Genomic DNA, 16,398 nt, shown 5'->3' with positions numbered 1-16,398 from the left:
CACGGCACGACCCGGCTGCTCCGACGGAGCTGTTCCCCGGAGCGGCCGGGCCCCTCGTACCCTGTGTCCCGTGTCAGCCTCCCGTCTTCACCGCACCGCCGTCCTCGTCCTGGAGGGCGCGAAACCGCTCGATGTCGGGATCCCCGCGCAGGTGTTCACGACCCGCGCGAGCATGCCGTACGAGGTACGGGTGTGCGGCGCGGCTCCCGGCCTCGTGACGGGTGGTGACGGGCTGTCCTACCACGTCGCCGACGGCCTCGACGCACTGGAGTGGGCCGACATCGTCTTCATCCCCGGCTACCGCTTCCCGGACCGCGACGACCCGCCGCAGGCCGTCGTCGACGCGCTCGTCGCCGCTCACGACCGGGGCGCCCGGCTCGCGGCCATCTCCACCGGGGCCTTCGCGCTCGCCGCCACGGGCCTGCTCGACGGCAGGCGTGCGACGACGCACTGGCACTACGCGCGGGCACTCGCGGCCAAGCACCCTCTCGTCCGGGTCGACGAGAACGTGCTGTTCGTGGACGAGGGCAGCGTCCTGACCTCGGCAGGGGCCGCCTCCGGCATCGACCTGTGCCTGCACGTCCTGCGCGGCGACCTCGGCGTGGCGGCGGCCAACCACGCCGCCAGGCGGCTGGTGGCGGCGCCCTACCGCAGTGGCGGTCAGGCGCAGTACGTGCCGCGCAGCGTGCCCGAACCGCTCGGCGAACGGTTCGCCGCCACCCGCGAGTGGGCGCTGCACCGCCTCGGTGAGCCGCTCACCCTCGACGCGCTCGCCCGGCACGCGGCGGTCTCACCGCGCACACTGTCGCGGCGCTTCGTCGAGGACACCGGCTACACCCCGATGCAGTGGGTCATGCGGGCCCGCATCGATGTGGCCCGTGAGCTGCTGGAGCGGTCGGAGCAGAGCATCGAGCAGATCGCAGCCGAGACGGGGCTCGGTACGGGGACCAATCTGCGGCTCCACTTCCAGCGCATTCTCGGCACCACACCGAGCGAGTACCGGCGCACCTTCGCCAGAGCCGAGTAGCCCGGGCATCCGGTGGCGCGATCCTTTCGAACCGTGGCGCTCACGCCGCTGCCACGACGGGGGTGCGGCGAGCGAACCTTGGTGGCGTACCGCAGGGACGAAGGGACACCACATGACTCGCATCGCCATCAACGGATTCGGCCGCATCGGACGCAACGTGCTGCGCGCACTGCTGGAGCGCGACAGCGGCCTCGAGGTCGTCGCCGTCAACGACCTCACCGAGCCCGCCGCTCTGGCGCGGCTGCTCGCCTTCGACTCGACCTCCGGCCGGCTGGGCCGCCCGGTGACACTCGACGGAGACGTCCTCGTCGTCGACGGCCGCCGTATCAAGGTGGTCGCCGAGCGCGAGCCGGCGAAACTGCCGTGGGCCGAGCTGGAGGTCGACATCGTGCTGGAGGCCACCGGCCGCTTCACGTCGGCGAAGGCCGCCCGCGCCCACATCGACGCGGGCGCGAAGAAGGTGCTCGTCAGTGCGCCGTCCGACGGCGCCGACGTCACGCTCGCGTTCGGCGTCAACACCGACGCGTACGACCCGGCCCTGCACACGATCGTCTCGAACGCCTCGTGCACGACCAACGCCCTTGCGCCGCTGGCCCAGGTGCTCGACGAACTCGCCGGTATCGAGCACGGTTTCATGACGACGGTGCACGCCTACACGCAGGAGCAGAACCTGCAGGACGGCCCGCACCGTGACGCCCGCCGCGCCCGCGCCGCAGGTGTGAACATCGTGCCGACCACGACCGGCGCCGCCAAGGCGATCGGCCTGGTGCTGCCCAACCTCGCAGGCAAGCTGTCGGGCGACTCGATCCGCGTGCCCGTGCCGGTGGGCTCGATCGTCGAGCTCAACACCACCGTGGCCCGCGACGTCTCGCGTGAGGACGTGCTGGCGGCCTACCGCGCCGCGGCGGACGGGCCGCTCGCCGGGGTCCTGGAGTACTCCGAGGACGCACTCGTCTCGTCCGACATCACGGGCAACCCGGCCTCGTCGATCTTCGACTCGGAGCTGACGCGGGTCGAGGGCCGGCACATCAAGGTCGTCGCCTGGTACGACAACGAGTGGGGCTTCTCGAACCGTGTCATCGACACGCTCCAGCTCCTCGCCAACGGCTGACCGGCCGCGGGCCCACGGGGGCGGCTGCCGAGTGCCGCCCCCGGGTGACCCTGCCTCAGCCGTGCAGTCGCACGGGCAGCCTGTCCACGCCATTGCCGATGAAGGAGGCGTGTCGTGGCAAGTCGGCTTCCGGGACGGCGAGATCGAGGCCGGGGAAGCGCGCGAACAACTGCTCGAGCGCGAGAGTGGCTTCCATCCGGGCCAGTGGCGCGCCCATGCAGTAGTGCGCGCCGTGTCCGAGCGAGAGGTGCCGGGCGCCGCCTTCGCGGGTGATGTCGAAGCGTTCGGCGTCGGGGCCGTGGGCCTTTGTGTCGCGGCCTGCCGCGGAATAGCCCGCAAGCACCGGAGTCCCCTTGGGGATCACCGTCCCGTCGAGCGTCAGGTCGGCGGTCGGGTAGCGGAACGGGAAGTAGCTCACCGGGCTGTCCCAGCGGAGCGTCTCCTCGACCACGTCCGCCCAGGTCGCTCCGCCCGATCGGACCAGGGCGAGTTGGTCCCGGTGGGCGCACAGGGCACGGACCGCGTTGGTGATCAGGTTGAGCGTCGTCTCGTGCCCGGCGATGATCGTGAGCATCAGGGTGCCGATCAGTTCGTGCGGGCCGAGCCGGTCACCGTCCTCCTCACGGGCCGCTGTCAGCGCGCTGGTGAGATCGTCCCCGGGACACTCCGCCCGGGTGGCGGCGAGCGTGCCCAGCACCTCCACCATCTCCTTGTTGGCCGCCATCGCCTCGGCGGGGGCGATGTCCGTCGAGACGATCCGGTTGGACAGCTGGTGCAGCCGGTCCTGCTGCTCCTCATCCACGCCCAGCAGTTCGCAGATGACGCCCATCGGCAACGGCAGCGCGAAGCGCGCACGCAGATCGACGACACCGTCGACAGCCGCGTCTTCGAGGCCGTCCAGGAGCGATGTCGTCAACGCCAGGACGCGTGGCCGGAGTTCCTCGACCCGCCGCGCCGTGAACGCCTTGCTCATCAGGGACCGCAGGCGCCGGTGGTCGGCCCCGTCGGCGGTGGTCATCCCCGGCACCGTGGCGAACGTCTTCAATGGCCAGCCGTCGGCGATCGTGCCCGTCCGGAGCGCCGTGAAGTGACGGGCGTTCTTGGCGACATCGGGGTGCGAGAGGAATTCCTTCAGCGCGTCATGACCCAGGACCGCCATGCCCTCCACCTCGCCCGGGAGGATCACCGAGGTGACGGCCCCCCGGGTCAGCAGCCTGGCATTGGCCGCGTGCGGGCAGCCGCCTGCCGGGTCCATGCGGTGCGGTGCACCTGCTGCGGAGTCCACCGGTGGTGTGTTCAACAGGGTTCTCCAGTCGGTCGGGTGGATGATGCGCGGAGCCACGGAGGAGGAGCCTGCGGGGCACGCCGAACTTCCTTGCGACAGACAGAGTATGCAGAGGCGTGGTCGACGGGACCGGCGGAAAACATGACCGGGCCCGCCGCACAGGGCGACGGGCCCGGGAGAGATGCCGGACGGCGTGGGGAGTCAGGAAGCGATCGCCATGTCGAAGAGGTGGACGTTCCCGTTCGCCGGCAGGACCACGAAGTCCACGGTCCTGGACGGATCCAGCGGGATCGAGTGGGCGAACACGCGGTACTGCACTGTGGCGTTGCCGTACCCGTCGGGACGGTTGCGGCCGTCCGTCGACCTGACCAGCGTCGCGCCATGGGCGTCGGCAGGGTCGAACGACCAGTTGGGGAAGCCGAACGACCCCGTGGCGGACGTACCGTCGGTGTAGAACACGGTGGCCTTGCCCGTGGCGCCGCTGCCGACTCCGGAGCCGAGGAACACCAGCTTGGACCCCTTGCCGCTCAGTGTGACGGCCTGCCCGGCACTCGCCACGTTGTCCTTCGTGCCCGCCGGCACGTCCGGCCACGTCAGGGTGGCGCCCAGCGCGTCGACCTTCGCTCCGGGAGTCAAACCGACCGCGGCGAGCTTCTGCGCCGAGAAGCTGTTGCCCTCGCCGTCGTAGTCTCCGGCCGTGGTCGCGGACTCGTCGGTGATCGCCACCCCGTTGTACGCCGCCGCGAGGTTCGCCTGCGGCGATCCGGAGCGGTCGGTCCGGGTGCCGGTGGCCGTGCCGAGGCCGTCGCCTCCCTGGTACGTCGCGATCGCCGTGAACGTACGGACCACGAAGCCGGACCGCTTCTCCGGCACCTGGATCCGGAACGTCGCGGAGGCCGAGGTGCCTGTCGCGAAGGAACCGGAAACGCTCTGGACGGAAGGCTGTACCGCCCACCCGACGGGCCCGGCGAAGGACACCTTGAGTGAACGCAGGCGCTGCGGCGCGGAGTTCTTCACCGTGACCTCCACCGTCGAGATGACCGGCCCGTCGAGGTCCACGGGCGAGACGGTCACCGCGGTCTGCGATTCGGCGGCCGCGGCCGGAGGTGCGGGTGCTGCCGAGGCGGCCTGCGCGGGAACGAGCAGGACCACTGCCGCCACGGCGGCGGCTCTGAGCGGGTTGATCAGTCGGGCCGATCTCATGGCGTGCTCCTTGGAGAGGGAGGTCATCAGGCGACGGGGGGCATCTCGGTGGTGCGCGAGTCGAGTCCCATGCGCAGGTTGACCCAGGAGCCACGGGTGAAGTCCGGGATCTCCACCGGACGCCCCTTGGCGGCGAGGGACATGACGCTCAGCGGGACCGGCGCGCACCACGAGGCGGAGTCGTACACGTCGATGTCGGGGACCAGCCCGGCCCGCATCAGCTGGACGGTGCGCCACTGCAGGACGTAGTCCATGCCGCCGTGACCGCCGTTGTTCTCGGCGTCGTCACCGATCTTCTTCCACAGCCAGTGGTCGAACTCCTTGCGATACGTCTCGAAGTCCCGCCAGGTGTCACCGCTGTGGTCCGGCTCGAAGTAGACGCGTGCGTCGGTCGACGAGGTTCCGGCGTAGTCCTCGAAGATGCCGCGGCTGCCGACGAGCGAGTTGATCCGGCTGTACGGGCGGGGCGCGCTCACCGCGTGTTCGGCCCGGATCGTCCGGCCGTTCGCCGTTCGTATCTGGCAGGTGACGAGGTCGCCGTTGATGTACGTCTCGTTCCAGGACGGGTGCGACTTCGGCATGAAGCGCTCGCGGTAGTCCGCGAGCCCCTTGGGCGCCGTCGCGGTGGCCGTCAGCGTGGTCATCCGGTCGCCGCGGTTGATGTCCATCGCGGCGGCGATGGGGGCCAGACCGTGCATGGCGTAGAAGGACGCGGTGGAGCGGGTGTGCCACAGACGGCGCCAGGAGTCGGTGTAGTAGGTGTCGGAGAACAGCAGGGAGCGCAGGTCGTGGAGGTAGCCGCCGTGACCGTTGGTGAGGTCGCCGAACACGCCCTCGTGGCCCATCTTGAGCATGGCCAGCTCATTGCGGCCGTAACTGCAGTTCTCGGACAGCATCAGGTTCTTGCGGGTTCGCTCCGAGGTGTCCACGAGGTCCCAGAGCTCGTCGAGCTCGGTCGCGATGGGCAGCTCGACGACCACGTGCTTGCCGGCCAGGAGCGAGGCCTTGCCCTGCTCGTAATGGAACTCCCAGGGCGTCGCTATGTAGACCAGGTCGATGTCGTCGCGCTTGAGCATCTCGGCATAGCTGTCGGCGGAACCGCCGAACTCCGCGGGGCGCGGCTTTCCGGCCGTCACCAGCCGGTCGGCGGTGCGCTTGGCGCGGTCGGCGCGGATGTCGCAGACCGCGGTCACGACGCAGCCGGGGATGACCGACCAGCCCGTGGTCATCCCGGAGCCCCGGTTGCCGAGCCCGATCACACCGACCCGGACCGTCGTGTGAGGCTCGAAGGGAACGTTGACCATTGATTTCTGCCCCGCTCGCCGCCGGGGAGCGGCTGCCGAGGTGAGTGTGGAGGCTGCGGTGGAACCGGGGGATGCCGAAGCGGGTGCGGCCGATCCGATCCCGACGGCGAGCGCCCCCGTTGCCAGCGTTCCTCCCAGGACCAGACGGCGTGAGACTGCGGGGATTTCAGGCATGCGACAACACTCCTTGCTGCGCGACCGGGCATCACGGGCGAGGACGACTCTCGCGGGAGTGACGATGGCATGTCAAGAGTTGTTCAAGACTGCCAGTTTTCGAGCATGAGCGAGCACGGGTGCGTCGCCGGACGTTCCGCGCGCATGCACGAGCCCTGTCCCCTACGCTGCTGCTCGTTCGTCGTGTGGGTGAGAGCCCACTCACCCCGGAGGATGCGATGCAGTACGCCCTGCTGATCTACGCGGCGCCCGACCAGGAGGAAGCGCTGTCGGACGCGGAACGCGAGGCGGCCTATGCCGAGTACCTGACGCTCGCCGAGGACACGCGGTGCGTCGCGGCGGCGCAGTTGCAGCCCGTCCACATGACGACGGGTGTACGCGTCGCCGGTGGCCGGACGCTGGTGACGGACGGCCCCTTCGCGGACACCAAGGAGGTGCTCGGCGGTGTCTGCCTGATCGAGGCGGCGGATCTGGACGAGGCGATCGAGGTGGCGTCGCGCATTCCGGCCGCCCGGTACGGCGGCATGGTGGAGATCCGGCCGGTGGGACGGCACTGAGCGCGCTGGAGGAGGTCTTCCGGGAGGAGTGGGGCCGGGTGCTCGCCGCACTCGTCGGGTATCTCGGTGACTTCGACAAGGCCGAGGACGCCACCCAGGAGGCCTTCACGATCGCGGCCGAGCGCTGGCCGACGTCCGGCATGCCGGACAGGCCGGGCGCCTGGCTGGTGACGACGGCCCGCAACCGGGCGATCGACCGCATCCGCCGGGAGCGCACCCTGGCCGAGAAGATCCACCTCCTGCCCGCACCGGAGGCCGCCGTGGACGAGTTCGACGACACCCTGATCAAGGACGAACGCCTGGAGCTGATCTTCACCTGCTGCCATCCGGCGCTGCCGCCGGAGGGACAGGTCGCGCTCACCCTGCGGGCCCTCGGAGGTCTGGAGACCGCCGAGATCGCCCGGGCCTTCGTGGTCTCCGAGGAGACCATGAAGCGGCGTCTGTCACGCGCCAAGGCGAAGATCAAGGCGACCGGAATCCCGTTCGCCGTGCCCGGAGCGCATCTGTTGCCCGACCGGCTCGATGCTGTCCTGGCCGTCCTCTACCTGATCTACAACGAGGGCTACCGGGGCCGGGTCGACCTCGGCGCCGAAGCCATCCGCCTGGGGCGGGTGCTCTGCGGTCTCATGCCGGACGAGCCGGAGGCGCACGGGCTGCTGGCGCTGATGATGATCCACCACGCCCGGCGGGACGCCCGCTTCGCCGGCGAGGATCTGGTGCTGCTCGACGACCAGGACCGGTCGTTGTGGGACATGCGGCAGATCGCCGCCGGCCGGGCGGTGCTCGATCGGGCCTTCGCACTCGGCGGGCGAGGCGCCTATGTCGTACAGGCGGTGATCGCGTCGATGCAGACACGGCAGCCGGTCGACTGGCCACGGATCGCCGCACTCTACCGCCTGCTCGTGGCACTCACCGGGTCCCCGGTCGTCGAGCTCAACCACGCCGCAGCACTCGCCCAGGCCGGCCACCCCGACGCGGCACTGCGCGCCGTCGACGGCCTCGACCTCGACGGCTACCTCTACTACCACTCGACGCGTGGCGAACTGCTGCGGCGCCTCGGCCGGACGGACGAGGCCCGGGCCGCCTACCGCCGGGCCGCCGAACTGGCCACCTCGACACCTGAGCGCCGCTTCCTGAACCGGCGGCTCGAAGAATCCTGATCCGGGTTGTCCCCCGGGCGGAGTCCCATTCGTCGTCCGGGTGTGAGGGACCACCCCGATCCATGGAGGACGTCATGAGCTCCGCCCCAGCGACCGCAACGATTCCCGGCTATCAGGCCGGTACCTGGAAGGCCGGCCCGGAGGACTGCGAGGTCGCCTTCTCTGTCCGCTTCCTCACGGTCGGCACGGTGCACGGCCGGTTCACCGGCTGCTCCATCACGCTCGCCACGAGCGAGGAACCGCAGGGTTCGGCGCTGACCGCGTCGATCGACGTCGCGTCCATCGACACCGGCAACGACAAGCGGGACACCCATCTGCGCTCCGCCGACTACCTCGACGCGGAGAGCCACCCGGCGATGGGCTATCGCTCCACCGGCATCCGCCCGCGCGATGACGGCGGATGGACCGTGGACGGCGAGCTGAGCCTGCACGGCGTCACCCGGAAGGTGTCCCTGGCCGTCGACGTGAACGGCTTTGGCCCGGGCCCGGCCGGCGGCCGGCGGGCCGCCTTCACCGCGACCGCGCAGATCGACCGGCGCGACTTCGGGATCACCGCCAGGACGGACGGCGGCGGTGTCCTGGTCGGCAACAAGGTGTCGATCAGCCTGGCGATCCAAGCCGTCCTCCACCACTGACCCGAGGAGAAGCACCATGTCGACAGAGCAGGAATCCCGCAACAGAGCCGCGTTCGGCCGCTTCCACGACGCGATGAACAGCAGCGACCTGGACGTCGTCTCCAGAACGGTCGACGAGGTCGTCGCCCCGGATGTGCTGTTCCACGCACCCGTTCCGAGCGGCGAGACGGGGGTGGGGGCGCTCAAGGGAGTGTGGGCGGGGCTGCTGCGCGCGTTCCCGGACATTCGTGTCGCGGTCGAGGACGTGATCGCGGAGGGAGACAAGCTCGTCAGCAGGCAGACCGTCACGGGGACCCACCTCGGCGAGTACCGGGGCCACCCGCCGACCGGCAGGTCCGTCAGGTACGACGAGATCTTCGTCGTCCGCTTCGACAACGGCCGCATCGCGGAGATCTGGGGAGTCGTCGACGTCTTCGCGCAGCTGCGCCAGCTCGGCATGATCCCCGGACACGGTCCGTGACGGCGACCGCGGACCGGACGAGCCCGGTGGGTGGACGGGGCATGTCGCCAGCCTCATCCGCCCAGGGCACCAGCCCAACTGCCCTGCCAGGCAGAGGACTTCGTCCACGTCCCGACGGCCGCGGCAGAGCGACCACGACCGTGGTCACACGAGGTCTCTCCGGCCGCCGGGATGCCGGATCAGGTGACACAGACGCAGGAGCATCTCGTCGTCGCCGAAGCCACCGGCTTTGATCAGTACGGGGAATGCCGGGCGCCCGAGGGGCGTGCCGCGGGCGACGCCGGGCTCGGGTTCGTCGAGCAGGTCGATGCCTTGGATGCCGAGGGAGTGGAGCACGGTCGCGGCGGTCTCCCCACCGGTGACGACGAGAGCGTCGGCCAGGTGTTCTTCGGTTACCGCACGTACGACCGCGGCCAAGGAGTGGGCGAAGCCCCGCACCGAGTCCGGCGCATGGCGTTCATCAGGTGTCTGCAGGGTGAGGACCGGGGCCTTCAGGCCGCGTACCGCCGCCACTGCCGAGGCGGGATCGTCGCCGACGGTGATGCCCTGGACGTCCAGCTGCGCCCGGAGCACGGTCAGCTGTCGCCGGGTCACCGGGTTGGCACTGCCGACGACGACCAGCGGTCGGCGGGCCGGTGTGTGCGCTGCACGTCCATCGGCGCGTGCGCACCGCCGGGCCAGGGCGGTAGCCAGCCCCGGGGAGCCCACCCACAGCACGTCGTCGAGGCGCGGGATCGCTGCCACCAGACGGTCGAGGTCGCCGTCCGTAGCCGCGGAGCAGACGAGCAGGCCGCCTCGGCCGACCAGGCCGGGCAGGTGGGCAGTCCGGTCGGGCCCGGCCGCGACGGCGTCCGGGAACAACGACGCCAGGTCCGAGCACCCCACGGGGTGTACGGGATCGTGGGCGAAGTCACTCTCGTGGACCGCGACGCCGCGCACGTACTGCACTGCGTCCACCGTGACCCGGCCCTCCGCGGGAAAGGCGGGCGCGATGATGACGGCACGCCGACGCGATCCGGCCCACGCGGCCCGGACCTCTGCCGCGACATGGCCGCGCAAGGTCGAGTCCACCGTCTTGAGCAGGATCGCGGAGCCGGCGAAGAGACCTGCTGCCTGCCGTGTGCGCGCGGCGGCGGCTTCCGCGTGCAGCAGCCGGGTCCCGAGGTCGACTGCGGTCACCCCCTGGAAGTGCGGGGGTGCCGTCGCCGGGGTGGACAGGAGAATGCGTGCCTCGTGACCGGCCCGGCGGAACGGTGCTGCCCCGTCGCCGGCGCTGGTCAGGTCATCCGCCAGGATGCCTACAGCCGGCCCCGCGGCCGCGCGGGAATTCATGTCCCACCTCTCCGTCCATCAGCTCAAGCCCGACCGCATCACCGGTCGGTGACCGCCTTCGGTGCAGGGCGCGTGCGCCCGGGGAAGGGCCTGGGCCGCCGCCGTCAAGGCCGAGACCGTCCCGTACGCACACGTCCCGGACGACCTGGCGCCGGGCCACTCGTCGCCCCTGCGGGACAGCCGATACTAATCCCGGCCAGGCGCGATCGCCGGGCTCTGCGCAGGAGCAAGTGGGTCCGTCAGTCCGTCGGTTGCGCCCGCGGAGGGAGCCCTCCGTGCCTGATCGGGGGTGTGGAGCGCGAGCTGCGTGCGGTGTGCCCCGCTTGCAGCCGAGGGGCGGGCACGGCAGGGTTCCGGGGTGTGGCCACTTTGCTGATCGTGCATCACACGCCCTCGCCGAACTGCCAGGCACTGTTCGAAGCCGTCGTTGCCGGTGCGACGACGGACGAGATCGAGGGCGTCCAGGTCGTGCGCCGCGCGGCGCTCGCCGCGGCGTCGTCCGACGTGCTCGCCGCCGACGGCGTTCTTCTCGGAACACCCGCGAACCTCGGCTACATGTCGGGCGCCCTCAAGCACTTCTTCGATCAGGTCTACTACCCCTGCCTCGACGCCACGCGAGGCCGTCCCTTCGGGTACTACGTGCACGGAGGAAATGACGTCACGGGGGCCGTGCGGGCCATCGAGTCGATCACCACGGGCCTGGGATGGCGGCGCGCGGCGGAAGCCGTGACGGTGACGGGGGAGCCGTCCAAGGACGACATCCAGGCGTGCTGGGAGCTGGGGGCGACCCTCGCCGTCGGACTGACGGACTGACCCGCCGCCGGGCGCCCCGGCGCCCGGGTCGCACAGCGCCGCCACCCTTCTCCCCGGCTCCGCGTTCGGGCTGCCGGAGAGCCCGAACGCCCGGCCCCGCCGTCCGGCCGCCCGGAAAACCGAACGCCGCTCCGAGACGGACGAAGGCCCCGTTGCGGGGCTCTGAGGTGCGGTGATGTCACCCGCTTGCCGGTCCGGGGGTTACCGCTAATGTCGATATGTAGGCCAAATGTGCATTTTCTTCTGCGCGCTCTCCTGGTGGAAGGGCGGCGCCGTACGAGAAGGAGCCTCCCATGACCCGTACGTTTCGGAGTGCGATAGCTCTGGCTGGAGCGGCAGCCCTGTCCATGGGCGCGGTGGCGACCAGCGGTGCGGCGGCACAGGGAACGGGCCGCGCGGCCGACCAGGTGAAGATCGGTCTGCTGCTGCCCGAGAGCAAGACCACGCGGTACGAGAAGTTCGACCGGCCGTACATCGAGGACAAGATCAAGGAACTGGCGCCGGGCGCCCAGATCGACTACTACAACGCCGCCGAGAGCGCCACCACTCAGCAGCAACAGGTGAACACGGCGCTCGCCAAGGGCGACCAGGTGCTCATCCTGGACGCCGTGGACGCCAAGTCGATCCAGTCCTCCGTGCAGAAGGCGCGGGACGCGGGCGTGAAGGTCGTGGCGTACGACCGGCTCGCGCAAGGGCCCGTCGACGCGTACGTCTCGTACGACAACCGCAAGGTCGGCGAGTTGCAGGGCAAGGCACTGCTGGCCGCTCTGGGCAACAAGGCCGGCAGCGGCGAGATCGTGATGCACAACGGTTCGCCGACCGACCCGAACGCCGCCGAGTTCAAGGCCGGCGCACACTCCGTCCTCGACGGGAAGGTGAAGATCGGCAAGGAGTACGACACTCCGAACTGGGACCCGAACAACGCCAACCAGCAGATGTCGGGTGCTATCAGCGCACTCGGCAAGGACAAGATCATCGGCGTCTACTCGGCCAACGACGGCCTGGCCGCCGGCATCGCCACGGCCCTCAAGGCAGCGGGCATCAACGTGCCGTTGACGGGCCAGGACGCCCAACTCGACGCGATCCAGAGGATTCTGCTCGGCACCCAGACCATCACCGTCGAGAAGCCGTACAAGCCGGAGGCGGACACCGCGGCCGCCATCGCGGTCGACCTCGCGCAGGGCAAGGACGTCCCCAAGTCGCTGACGCCGACCACCGTCACCAGCGGCAGTGGCGAGAAGGTCCCGGCCAAGCTGCTGACACCGGTCGTGGTCGACAAGGGCAACATCAAGGACACGGTGGTCAAGGACGGCCTGTACTCGATCGAGGAGATCTGTACTCCCGCCTACTCCGACGCCTGTGAGAAGGCCGGCCTCCAGTAGTCCTGACTCCACGAATCCGGACGAGCCGCCCCGAGCGGCTCGTCCGGCGGGGGCCGAGACCGTCCGCCCGTGCGCGCGGACAACTCAGGAGGCGGTTCCTTTGCCGGAAGCACCTGTGCTCACTCTGCGGGGCATCTCCAAGCGCTTCGGCGCCGTCCAGGCACTGTCGGGCTTCGACCTGGAGGTCCACCCCGGTGAAGTCGTCGCGCTCGTCGGCGACAACGGTGCCGGCAAGTCCACCGCGGTCAAGGCGATTGCGGGAGTCAACCCGCCGGACCAGGGTGTCATCGAATGGCAGGGCCGGCGGGTTGCCATCGGCAGGCCCCACGACGCCCAGAACCTCGGCATCGCGACCGTCTACCAGGACCTGGCCCTGTGCGACAACCTCGACGTGGTCGGCAACCTGTTCCTCGGCCGCGAACTGCGCCGCTTCGGCGTGCTCGACGAGGTCCGCATGGACCAGCGCTCGCGCGAACTGCTCGACACCCTGTCCATCCGCATCCCGAGCGTCCGCATCCCCGTCGCCTCGCTCTCCGGCGGACAGCGCCAGACGGTGGCGATCGCCCGGTCCCTGATCGGCGATCCGAAGGTCGTCATCCTCGACGAGCCCACCGCGGCGCTGGGCGTGGAGCAGACGGCGGAGGTCCTCGACCTGGTCGAGCGGCTCAGGGAACGCGGCCTCGGGACCATCCTGGTCAGCCACAACATGGTGGACGTGATGGCGGTCGCGGACCGGATCGCGGTGATGCGCCTGGGGCGCAACAACGGCTTCTTCGACCGGCGTTCCACCACCACCGAGGAGATCATCTCCGCCATCACCGGGGCCTCCGACAGCGCGGTCACCCGACGTCAGGCCCGTAAGCGGGAGGAGGAGCGATGAGCCGGGAACCCGAAAGCGACGATGTCCAGGAGCCCGCACACGACGCCATGCCCGCCATCGACACCCGCCTGCTCGTGCGCGAGGAGGGTATCCGCGGCTACGCCAGGGAGTTCTGGCGCAAGATGCGCAGCGGGGAACTCGGCTCCCTGCCCGTCGTCATCGCCGTGATCATCATCTGGACGGTGTTCGGCAGCCTGAACAGCACGTTCCTCTCGGCCCAGAACCTCTCCGACCTCAGCCAGCAGATCGTCGGCACCGGCATGATCGCCATCGGCATCGTCTTCGTGCTGCTCCTCGGCGAGATCGACCTGTCCGTCGGATCCGTGAGCGGTCTGTGCGCCGCGATCTTCGCCGTTCTCAACGTCATGAACGGCATGAACGAATGGCTGGCGCTCCTGGTCGCCCTCCTGGGCGGAGCGGCGGTCGGCCTCATCCAGGGCTTCTTCTTCGCGAAGGTCGGCGTGCCCGCCTTCGTGGTCACCCTTGCGGGCAACCTCGCCTGGAACGGATTGATGCTTCAGGTGCTCGGGTCCAGCGGCACGGTCAACATCCCGGGCGACAGCATCGTGGCCGAGCTCTACTCGACCATCTACCACAGTCAGGCCGCCGCCTACGGGGCCGCGGCGGCCGGGGTCGGGCTCTTCCTCACGGCGTCGCTCCTGGACGCCGCGCGTCGCAGGGCGGCCAGGGTGCCCTCCCGACCGATCGCCGAGATCGTGCTGCGTACCGTCGTCATCGCCGCGATCGCCTTCGTCACCGCGTACATCCTCAACCGCTACCAGGGCCTCCCGCTGGCCCTCCTGATCTTCCTGATCGTGCTGGTGGTTCTGGACTTCGTGCTCCGTCGCACCACGTACGGCCGGAAGGTCTTCGCGGTCGGCGGCAACTCCGAGGGTGCGCGACGCGCCGGCATCAGCGTGCCGTTCGTCCGGATGACCGTCTTCTCGATCGCCGGCACCATGTCGGCGGTCGGGGGCCTGTTCCTCGCCGGGCAGATCCAGTCGGCGAGCCAGACCTCGGGAGGCGGCAACCTGCTGATGAACGTCATCGCAGCCGCCGTCATCGGCGGCACGAGCCTGTTCGGCGGGCGCGGTTCGGTCTGGTCGGCCCTGCTGGGCGCCCTGGTGATCGGGTCGATCCAGTCCGGGATGAACATCATGGGTGTCAGCAACGCGATCCAGTTCATGATCACGGGATCCGTCCTGCTGGCGGCCGTCGTCGTCGACTCCGTCTCCCGCCGGAGCCAGAAGGCCGCGGGACGCGCGTGATCCCGTACGCGCCCGGGCCGGGCCGTACCCGGAGCCCAGGGGCGCCGCAGCCCCTCCGGTCGGTCCATGGCGCGGGCGCAGGCGGGTTGCTTTTCTGCCGGGGCGTCGTCGGCGGGGTGCTGTGACAGGCGGCGCCGGGCGGAACAGACGGCGCAGCCGCCTCGTCGTGAAGCACGGCGCGGCGAGCGGGAGCATGATCCACGGGGCATTGCGCGGCGCGGCCGTCGCGCGTAGCGTTCGCGGTGGATATGCGTCGGCGTCAAGTCCTGTCGGGCTGACCGGAAACCCTCGCACGCGGGGGTCCGCATGACGACGAGGCGGGGCCCGTCCGGGTTCCGCAGGCGCGAGGCCTCCGGGCCCCGCCGAGCCGGAAGAGCGGAGGCGGGGGTCATGCCAGGAACGTCCTGCCCGCTCGTCAGGGTGCTCGCCCCCCGGCGCCGCGTCCACCTCTACTCCCGGCCCCACATCGACCTCCAGCGAGTGGCCGGCGCGCTCTGTTGTTCCTGACCCGTACCCGCGACGCCGAACCTCCCGACGAGGCCCGGCGACCACCTACGGTCGATCAGGAAGGCACCCTTTCGTGTCCGCATCGTCATCCCCGCACTCTCCCCTGCCCGCCTCCCTCCACCTCGCCGTCGCTCTCAACGGCGCGGGCTGGCACCCCGCCGCCTGGCGTGAGCCGGTGGCCCGGCCCGGCGAGCTGCTCACCGCCGCCTACTGGACCGACACGGTCACCGAAGCCGAACGGGGTCTGCTCGACTTCGTGACGATCGAGGACGCGCTCGGTCTCCAGTCCTCGCTGTCCACCGAGCCCGACGGCCGTACCGACCAGGAGCGCGGGCGCCTCGACGCGGTGCTCATCGCCGCCCGGGTGGCCCCGCTGACCCGGCACATCGGGCTCGTCCCCACCGTGGTCGTCACGCACACCGAGCCGTTCCACCTCTCCAAGGCGATCGCCACCCTCGACTACGTGAGCTCCGGCCGGGCAGGCGTGCGCGTCCAGGTGTCGGCCCGGCAGCACGAAGCCGCCCACTTCGGCCGCCGTACGTTCCCGCGCTTCGGCGTCGACGAACTGGACACCCCGGCCGTGCAAGCGCTGACCGCCGAACTCTTCGAGGAAGCCGGAGACTACATCGAGGCGGTGCGCCGTCTGTGGGACAGCTGGGAGGACGGTGCGGAGATCCGCGACGCGGCCACGGGGCGCTTCATCGACCGCGACAAGCTGCACTACATCGACTTCGCGGGGCGGCACTTCAGCGTCAAGGGTCCCTCGATCACACCCCGGCCCCCGCAGGGGCAGCCGGTCGTGAGCGCGCTGGCGCACCGGAGCGTGCCCTTCCGGCTGGTGGCCCGTTCCACGGACATCGGATACGTCACCCCGCACGACACCGGCCACGCCCGCACCGTCGTCGAGGAGATACGCGCCGAACAGGCGGCGGCGGGACGCGCGGCGGACCCCCTCCACGTCTTCGGGGACCTCGTGGTCTTCCTCGACGACGACCCCGCGGCCGCGGCGGCCCGGCGCGACCGTCTCGACGGCCTCGCGGGACACCCCTACTCCAGCGACGCGAAGGTGTTCACCGGCACCCCCGGGCAATTGGCGGACCTGCTCCTGGACTGGCAAGAGGCCGGGCTCTCCGGTTTCCGGCTGCGCCCCGCCGTGATCGGCCACGACCTCCCGGCGATCACCCGTCGGCTGGTGCCCGAACTGCAGCGCCGCGGTGCCTTCCGGACCGCCTACGAAGCCGACACCTTGCGCGGGCTGCTCGGACTCGCCCGCCCCGCCAACCGCTACGCAACCGTCTGA

Annotated in this window: 16 protein-coding genes and 1 riboswitch; of the genes, 12 read left to right on the top strand and 4 right to left on the bottom strand. The window is 70.5% G+C overall.

What is annotated here, in order from left to right:
* Nucleotides 1–70 precede the first annotated feature (70 nt).
* A complete protein-coding gene (locus tag OG538_RS01855; RefSeq protein WP_406089444.1) occupies nucleotides 71–1,027 on the top strand; it encodes a GlxA family transcriptional regulator in 957 nt (318 codons plus the stop codon).
* Between the two features lie 112 nt (nucleotides 1,028–1,139).
* Nucleotides 1,140–2,138, top strand: a complete 999-nt coding sequence (gene gap, locus OG538_RS01850; protein WP_406089442.1) for a type I glyceraldehyde-3-phosphate dehydrogenase — start codon at nucleotides 1,140–1,142, stop codon at nucleotides 2,136–2,138.
* A 55-nt stretch (nucleotides 2,139–2,193) separates the two neighbouring features.
* Here gap and OG538_RS01845 read toward each other — a convergent pair whose 3' ends face one another.
* From OG538_RS01845 to OG538_RS01835, 3 genes are all read right to left on the bottom strand, one after another.
* Nucleotides 2,194–3,393, bottom strand: coding sequence for a cytochrome P450 (locus OG538_RS01845; RefSeq protein WP_406099949.1), 1,200 nt, complete (start codon nucleotides 3,391–3,393; stop codon nucleotides 2,194–2,196).
* Nucleotides 3,394–3,624: 231 nt separating this feature from the next.
* Nucleotides 3,625–4,626, bottom strand: coding sequence for an NEW3 domain-containing protein (locus tag OG538_RS01840; protein ID WP_406089440.1), 1,002 nt, complete (start codon nucleotides 4,624–4,626; stop codon nucleotides 3,625–3,627).
* 26 nt (nucleotides 4,627–4,652) lie between these two features.
* Nucleotides 4,653–6,104, bottom strand: a complete 1,452-nt coding sequence (locus tag OG538_RS01835) for a Gfo/Idh/MocA family protein (protein ID WP_406089438.1) — start codon at nucleotides 6,102–6,104, stop codon at nucleotides 4,653–4,655.
* A gap of 185 nt (nucleotides 6,105–6,289) precedes the next feature.
* Between OG538_RS01835 and OG538_RS01830 the strand changes: the two genes are divergently transcribed.
* The 4 genes from OG538_RS01830 to OG538_RS01815 all read left to right on the top strand — a co-directional run bounded on the left by OG538_RS01830 (nucleotide 6,290) and on the right by OG538_RS01815 (nucleotide 8,916).
* On the top strand, nucleotides 6,290–6,661 hold the full coding sequence (locus OG538_RS01830; protein WP_406089436.1) for a YciI family protein: 372 nt from the start codon (nucleotides 6,290–6,292) through the stop codon (nucleotides 6,659–6,661).
* The gene (locus tag OG538_RS01825) at nucleotides 6,658–7,821 is read left to right on the top strand and encodes an RNA polymerase sigma factor (RefSeq protein ID WP_406099947.1); all 1,164 of its coding nucleotides are present in this window, start codon (nucleotides 6,658–6,660) and stop codon (nucleotides 7,819–7,821) included. Before OG538_RS01830 ends, OG538_RS01825 begins: the two co-directional genes overlap by 4 nt.
* Before the next feature lie 74 nt (nucleotides 7,822–7,895).
* Nucleotides 7,896–8,456 (top strand): YceI family protein, encoded by a 561-nt coding sequence (locus tag OG538_RS01820; RefSeq protein ID WP_406089434.1) that lies wholly within the window; start codon nucleotides 7,896–7,898, stop codon nucleotides 8,454–8,456.
* Nucleotides 8,457–8,472: 16 nt separating this feature from the next.
* Entirely contained in the window at nucleotides 8,473–8,916 is a 444-nt protein-coding gene (locus OG538_RS01815) for an ester cyclase (protein ID WP_406089432.1), read from the top strand.
* A gap of 144 nt (nucleotides 8,917–9,060) precedes the next feature.
* Here the strand turns inward: OG538_RS01815 and OG538_RS01810 are convergent, their stop codons facing one another.
* Nucleotides 9,061–10,248 carry a four-carbon acid sugar kinase family protein gene (locus OG538_RS01810; RefSeq protein ID WP_406089430.1) on the bottom strand — a complete coding sequence of 396 codons (1,188 nt, stop codon included), beginning with the start codon at nucleotides 10,246–10,248 and terminating at the stop codon, nucleotides 9,061–9,063.
* A gap of 360 nt (nucleotides 10,249–10,608) precedes the next feature.
* On the opposite strand from OG538_RS01810, the gene OG538_RS01805 reads away from it, so the two are divergent.
* From OG538_RS01805 to OG538_RS01780, 6 genes are all read left to right on the top strand, one after another.
* On the top strand, nucleotides 10,609–11,061 hold the full coding sequence (locus OG538_RS01805) for a flavodoxin family protein (RefSeq protein WP_406089428.1): 453 nt from the start codon (nucleotides 10,609–10,611) through the stop codon (nucleotides 11,059–11,061).
* Between the two features lie 293 nt (nucleotides 11,062–11,354).
* Complete coding sequence (locus OG538_RS01800; protein WP_406089426.1) at nucleotides 11,355–12,443, top strand: substrate-binding domain-containing protein; 1,089 nt, start codon at nucleotides 11,355–11,357, stop codon at nucleotides 12,441–12,443.
* A 100-nt stretch (nucleotides 12,444–12,543) separates the two neighbouring features.
* On the top strand, nucleotides 12,544–13,323 hold the full coding sequence (locus OG538_RS01795; protein ID WP_406089424.1) for an ATP-binding cassette domain-containing protein: 780 nt from the start codon (nucleotides 12,544–12,546) through the stop codon (nucleotides 13,321–13,323).
* Entirely contained in the window at nucleotides 13,320–14,591 is a 1,272-nt protein-coding gene (locus OG538_RS01790) for a sugar ABC transporter permease (RefSeq protein WP_406089422.1), read from the top strand. Before OG538_RS01795 ends, OG538_RS01790 begins: the two co-directional genes overlap by 4 nt.
* A gap of 243 nt (nucleotides 14,592–14,834) precedes the next feature.
* Nucleotides 14,835–14,941: riboswitch (SAM riboswitch) on the top strand.
* 40 nt (nucleotides 14,942–14,981) lie between these two features.
* Nucleotides 14,982–15,098 carry a putative leader peptide gene (locus OG538_RS01785; RefSeq protein WP_406089420.1) on the top strand — a complete coding sequence of 39 codons (117 nt, stop codon included), beginning with the start codon at nucleotides 14,982–14,984 and terminating at the stop codon, nucleotides 15,096–15,098.
* Between the two features lie 73 nt (nucleotides 15,099–15,171).
* Entirely contained in the window at nucleotides 15,172–16,398 is a 1,227-nt protein-coding gene (locus tag OG538_RS01780) for an LLM class flavin-dependent oxidoreductase (RefSeq protein ID WP_406089418.1), read from the top strand.

This window comes from Streptomyces sp. NBC_01013 (genome assembly GCF_045162765.1).
GTDB lineage: Bacteria > Actinomycetota > Actinomycetes > Streptomycetales > Streptomycetaceae > Streptomyces.
Note: the sequence above shows the minus strand (reverse complement) of the source record. Positions and strands in the feature narration are given on the sequence as shown.

What these genes read in the sequence shown, in the direction of transcription:
- OG538_RS01785 (WP_406089420.1), top strand. Translation starts at nt 14,982, where the DNA reads ATGCCAGGAACGTCCTGCCCGCTCGTCAGGGTGCTCGCCCCCCGGCGC.
- OG538_RS01820 (WP_406089434.1), top strand. Translation starts at nt 7,896, where the DNA reads ATGAGCTCCGCCCCAGCGACCGCAACGATTCCCGGCTATCAGGCCGGT.
- gap (WP_406089442.1), top strand. Translation starts at nt 1,140, where the DNA reads ATGACTCGCATCGCCATCAACGGATTCGGCCGCATCGGACGCAACGTG.
- OG538_RS01835 (WP_406089438.1), bottom strand. Translation starts at nt 6,104, where the DNA reads ATGCCTGAAATCCCCGCAGTCTCACGCCGTCTGGTCCTGGGAGGAACG.
- OG538_RS01790 (WP_406089422.1), top strand. Translation starts at nt 13,320, where the DNA reads ATGAGCCGGGAACCCGAAAGCGACGATGTCCAGGAGCCCGCACACGAC.
- OG538_RS01800 (WP_406089426.1), top strand. Translation starts at nt 11,355, where the DNA reads ATGACCCGTACGTTTCGGAGTGCGATAGCTCTGGCTGGAGCGGCAGCC.
- OG538_RS01845 (WP_406099949.1), bottom strand. Translation starts at nt 3,393, where the DNA reads ATGGACCCGGCAGGCGGCTGCCCGCACGCGGCCAATGCCAGGCTGCTG.
- OG538_RS01840 (WP_406089440.1), bottom strand. Translation starts at nt 4,626, where the DNA reads ATGAGATCGGCCCGACTGATCAACCCGCTCAGAGCCGCCGCCGTGGCG.
- OG538_RS01815 (WP_406089432.1), top strand. Translation starts at nt 8,473, where the DNA reads ATGTCGACAGAGCAGGAATCCCGCAACAGAGCCGCGTTCGGCCGCTTC.
- OG538_RS01810 (WP_406089430.1), bottom strand. Translation starts at nt 10,248, where the DNA reads ATGAATTCCCGCGCGGCCGCGGGGCCGGCTGTAGGCATCCTGGCGGAT.